This window comes from uncultured Eubacterium sp. (genome assembly GCF_937958975.1).
Classification (GTDB): Bacteria; Bacillota; Clostridia; order Lachnospirales; family Lachnospiraceae; genus Eubacterium_G.
In genome coordinates this window covers 1-4,578 of record NZ_CALGRE010000001.1, presented here as the reverse complement: position 1 = coordinate 4,578, position 4,578 = coordinate 1, and the positions used below count along the sequence as shown (strand labels likewise).

The 4,578-nt window shown below is 37.3% G+C and carries 5 protein-coding genes and 1 pseudogene; 2 read left to right on the top strand and 4 right to left on the bottom strand.

From position 1 onward, the window contains the following. Positions 1–246: 246 nt before the first annotated feature. The 4 genes and pseudogenes from Q5O86_RS00030 to Q5O86_RS00015 form a co-directional block, all read right to left on the bottom strand. A complete protein-coding gene (locus tag Q5O86_RS00030) occupies positions 247–1,248 on the bottom strand; it encodes an ABC transporter permease (RefSeq protein ID WP_302625108.1) in 1,002 nt (333 codons plus the stop codon). After that, on the bottom strand, positions 1,248–1,988 hold the full coding sequence (locus Q5O86_RS00025; RefSeq protein ID WP_302625107.1) for an ABC transporter permease: 741 nt from the start codon (positions 1,986–1,988) through the stop codon (positions 1,248–1,250). The genes Q5O86_RS00030 and Q5O86_RS00025 overlap by 1 nt, the downstream gene beginning before the upstream one ends. Positions 1,989–1,991: 3 nt before the next feature. After that, a pseudogene (locus tag Q5O86_RS00020) lies at positions 1,992–2,747 on the bottom strand (ABC transporter ATP-binding protein). A gap of 82 nt (positions 2,748–2,829) precedes the next feature. Next, positions 2,830–3,480 (bottom strand): TetR/AcrR family transcriptional regulator, encoded by a 651-nt coding sequence (locus Q5O86_RS00015; protein WP_302625106.1) that lies wholly within the window; start codon positions 3,478–3,480, stop codon positions 2,830–2,832. A gap of 169 nt (positions 3,481–3,649) precedes the next feature. Between Q5O86_RS00015 and Q5O86_RS00010 the strand changes: the two genes are divergently transcribed. Both Q5O86_RS00010 and mobC read left to right on the top strand, forming a co-directional pair. Continuing rightward, positions 3,650–4,003, top strand: coding sequence for a helix-turn-helix transcriptional regulator (locus Q5O86_RS00010; protein WP_302625105.1), 354 nt, complete (start codon positions 3,650–3,652; stop codon positions 4,001–4,003). 249 nt (positions 4,004–4,252) lie between these two features. After that, positions 4,253–4,578, top strand: a 326-nt coding sequence (gene mobC / locus Q5O86_RS00005; protein ID WP_302625104.1) for a plasmid mobilization relaxosome protein MobC, incomplete at its 3' end; no start/stop codon positions are given.

Sequence of the window (4,578 nt, the reverse complement as noted above, 5' to 3'; positions counted from 1 at the left end):
GCGGTGGACGGGCTTTTTTTGATAAGTTAGGGGGATTTGGAGCATAGAAAAAGGACATGACGATACCTCCTTGATACCGCCGTATCCTTAAAAAAGGGCGACTTTAACACACCCTCCGTATCCTATTTTTCAAAAAGGAAACGGCGGCTTTGACTTTTGATTTTCAAAACCGCCGTTAAGTCCAGTTTGCCCATAAGGTGCATGACACCGCATAACAACGGTTTTCATGTTTAAGAAACTGTCCGATTAAAAAGCATTTTGTTTTTTGTTGATTAAGGAAGTTGTAATAAGCAAAACAAACATCATTCCAGAAAGAATGATAATCTGCTCCATATTATCAAACCACCCTAAACCATTCTGCATACTTTCCGTTGTTTCAATAAACCACCGTAAAGGGCTTATTATACTAATTTTTTGGAGCATAGCGGGCATATCATTATAAGCAATAAATGTTCCTCCTATAAGAGAAAGTATAAGTGCAACAAATGACGCGCTTAAATTCGCATACACTTCTTTTCGATAGATACTTGAAAAAAAAGTGCCAAAAGCGGTTGCAATTCCACTTAGCCATATACCCATAAATATTAAGTCACAATATTTAATTCCTATTTCAACTCCTATAAAGTACATAAAAGATATAGAAATGAAATATTGACAAAAAGTAATTAAGTAATTATATAAGAAGTTCCCCAAAATGTACGTTAAAGATGTTTGCGGAGCGTATTTGTATCTTCTCAAAGTACCTCCGTTCTTGTCTTTTATCATATTAGACGCAGTTACCGTGGCAGTAACCATAAGAAATAAAACTATAAAAGCTATGGTTCGTTCTGCAACGCTCATTTCAGTTCCTATCACTTCGTAAATGTTGATTATCTGTGCAGAATTTTGGTAACTATCTAAAATCTGCCGTATTTCGTTATTTGTCTTTTGGTCTTTTACAGAAAATAAATCATAATTATTTTCAGAAAAGGCAATGACAACAGAATATTTTCCTGTGATTAAATCACTTTTAACTGTGTCAGCGTTAGCGTAGCTTATATCAATTCCGGGTGTATCTGAGAGCCTATTTATAACATGTGTAGCGTATTGCTCATTGAGAACCCCGATTGTGAAACTCGGTTGGCTGATATTATTTGCGAAAATCCCTAAAATTACGACTAATATAGGGATAGCAAGATTAGCTATAAAGGCAGCACGCCTATTCCAGTTTCGTTTGAAACAGTATTTCATAATATTCAGAATATCCATTAGACAAACGCCTCCTTTTTGAAGTGCTTTGTTGTAAGAAAAGTGCATATTATCCCTACAACAAAGAGTGCCGCACTCACACCCAAAAGAATAGTGTTATTTTCCATATACAGGCAGAATATTATGCTTTTATTTATCCATGTCAGAGGTGACAGATTGATGATAAATGACAGCACCGGATTGACAGAACCAACAGGGAAAAAAGCACCACCAAGGAATCCAAAAATAACAATCGGTAAATTCAGAAAGTTTTGAATAACAGCGAAGCTTTTAATTGCAAGCCCAAAAAACAGACCTAACCCGCTTATCGTTATTGACTCACATAGTAGTAATAATGATAAAGCTGCAAAGTTCTTTCCTACTGGTAAATGAAATAGTAATCCTGAAAGCAATAGTACAATCACACTGCATATCGTAAAGGCTATGACACACGAAAAGAATTTTGACCATATCAAAGCAGCTTTTGAAATGGGAGCTATCATATAACGATATGCGGTTTTCGTTCTCTTTTCATCAGCCGTAGCATAAACTACGCTTGTTGTTCCCATGAGTAAGCAAAATGGTATAATTACTATTGAGTAATATTCATAAGATGTAAATTCTTTCCCGTATGAAGTAGAGGTAAGATAGCCTAAAAGTGCAATAATGACAATCGGAAACACCACTGTATAAAAAATAATGAAAAAATCCCGACTTCTGCGCCTTATACCTAATTTGAGTAGCGGAAAAAATGTATTCATAGATTATTCCTCCATATCCCGCAAATCTGTTCCTGTGGCATATAAAAATATATCTTCCAAAGTAGAGCAGCCCAGTTGTTCGTATTTTGCTTTATAGTCATTTTTGGATAAATCCTCAATCACATTTCCTTTATCAAGCAATACAATTCGATTGCACAGGGCTTCAATTTCTTCCATGTAATGACTGGTATAAATTACTGTAGTTCCAATTCGATTTAATTCTTTAACTGCTTCAAGTATTTTGTTTCTCGATTGTGGGTCAATTCCTACCGTTGGTTCGTCCATAATTAACAGCTCTGGTTCGTGTGCAATCGCACAAGCTATATTTAGTCTACGTTTCATACCACCGGAAAATTTAGAGGGCAAATCTTTTCTTCTATCCCATAAACCAACAAACTCTAATGCCTTTTTAACCTGTTCTTTTAGCTTCATGCCATAAATACCGTACAATGAGCAGAAAAAAGCGACATTATCATAAGCGTTCAAGTCCTCATAGATTGCTAAATCTTGTGGAACAATCCCTAAAGATTTTTTATAGTGAAGATTATTAGAAAATATATCTTTTCCTTAAAAAATTATGATGCCATTATCGGGAGATACAAGAGTGCTTATTATATTGATAGAAGTGCTTTTTCCTGCGCCATTTGGACCGATAAATCCTAAAATGTCGCCTTTATAAACAGAGAAATTTTCATTTGTAATAACGACTTTTTCCCCGTATTTTTTTGTGATATTTTGAATTGACAAAATACATTCCATTGTATAATCCTCCTTATTTTATAAACCAACCGTCGGTCTGTATATGTTCTAAAATAAGCTGCTCTTTTCAGAGCAGTTTATTTTATTTCATAGTATCTTGCTTTGAACAATACTTTACATATTCCTCAATCATAGCGTCGTCTAACAAATCAATCCCCAATCCTTTTAGTAGCTGGTTAAACGTATAGCAGCGGTTTCTCATACTTTCTTCATCAGTATAACGAACAACTGGATTGAGCCAGACATTATTCAAAATCATTATCACTTCTGCTACTTCCCGTGGATTTTTTGTACTGATAGTTCCGTCGTCAATCCCTTGTTGCAAAATAGGCTCTATGAATTTGGGAACAACAATGTCATATAGCTGCTGAATTTGCATAGCCAAAAATTTTGGATTTTCCAATAATGGCGGGGTAACGGTCAGCATTAAACTTTGATTTGGATTAAAATATGCTGCCTTAAATATTGCCTTGAGTTTTTCGTATCCGTTGAGTTTTTTATCATCACGAATTTTCGCAAGTGCAACAGAGTTTTCTTCTCCAATTCTGCGGAAGATTGCTTCAAAAATTTCTTCTTTAGAACTGAAATGATGATAGATTGCGCCTTTTGACAATTTCGTTTCATTGATAATATCTTGTAATGAGGTATGCTCATATCCTTTTTCAACGAATAACCGGGTTGAAACGTCTAAAATCAGTTTCACTGTTTGCTCCGGATATTTGTTCCTTGCCATTTTACACCTCCATACAAACCAATGGTCTGTAAATAAGATAACATATCTCTTTGACTTTTGTCAAGTATCCACGCAAAGAATAATATGATTTATTTTGATGCATAATATGAAGTGTGTAGACATATCCCGAAAGAAAGGTGAACTGTAAAATGTAATAGGGTGAATAAAGATGAAAAGACCAGTACCGTTATACGATTTTAAGGCTTTTGGAGAAGCCATAAAAGACGCAAGAAAAGCGCGGGGCGATAGTCATAAAAAGGTAAGCGACGAGCTATATATTTCCCCGCGCTATCTTGCGAATATTGAAAACAAAGGACAACAGCCGAGTTTACAGGTGTTCTATGACCTTGTAACCCGGTATCATATATCGGTAGACCAATTCTTTTTTCCAAATGACCCCGCCGAAAAATCAACCGGGCGGCGGCAGCTTGACGCGCTGCTGGACGGTATGAGCGATACGGGATTGCGGATTGTTACCGCTACGGCAAAGGAAATCGCGGAAGTCGAAAAAGAGGACGAATAAGAATGTCTCGCAAAATTGAATATGAATTTTAGAAAGCGTTGTAATCTTTGCAGATTGCAGCGTTTTTCTTTTGCGTCGGTTCGGCAAAATGCACTTTTGTACCGTCGTAGGAAGTAGAGGGAAAGTTTCGTAGCAAGCATAGGAAAGGGGTACCCTTTCCGTATTTTTGACCGGCCGCGCCTTATGGCAGCGGCGGCAAAAATGCTTTTTGGGAAGCGTCCCAAACCCTCGAATAGAAAGGAGCTACACATGGGCGGCAGGAAGCGGACGGTACAAATCAAATTCAGAGTAACAGAAGAAGAACGCGCATTGATTGAGGAAAAAATGAAGCTCGTCCCTACCCGGAACATGGAAGCGTATTTGCGGAAAATGGCAATCGACGGGTACATCATTCAGATAGACCATGCCGACATAAAAGCCATGACAGCGGAGATACAGAAAATCGGTGTCAACATCAACCAGATAGCGCGGCGCGTCAATGCCACGGGCAGCGTCTATCAAGAGGACATAGAGGAAATAAAGGGGGTGCTTGCGGAGATATGGCGGTTACAAAGATTAAGCCTATTAAAAGCACG

Excerpts from the sequence above, each read along its gene's own strand:
- Q5O86_RS00025 (WP_302625107.1), bottom strand. The coding sequence starts at position 1,988 with ATGAATACATTTTTTCCGCTACTCAAATTAGGTATAAGGCGCAGAAGT.
- Q5O86_RS00015 (WP_302625106.1), bottom strand. The coding sequence starts at position 3,480 with ATGGCAAGGAACAAATATCCGGAGCAAACAGTGAAACTGATTTTAGAC.
- Q5O86_RS00030 (WP_302625108.1), bottom strand. The coding sequence starts at position 1,248 with ATGGATATTCTGAATATTATGAAATACTGTTTCAAACGAAACTGGAAT.
- Q5O86_RS00010 (WP_302625105.1), top strand. The coding sequence starts at position 3,650 with ATGAAAAGACCAGTACCGTTATACGATTTTAAGGCTTTTGGAGAAGCC.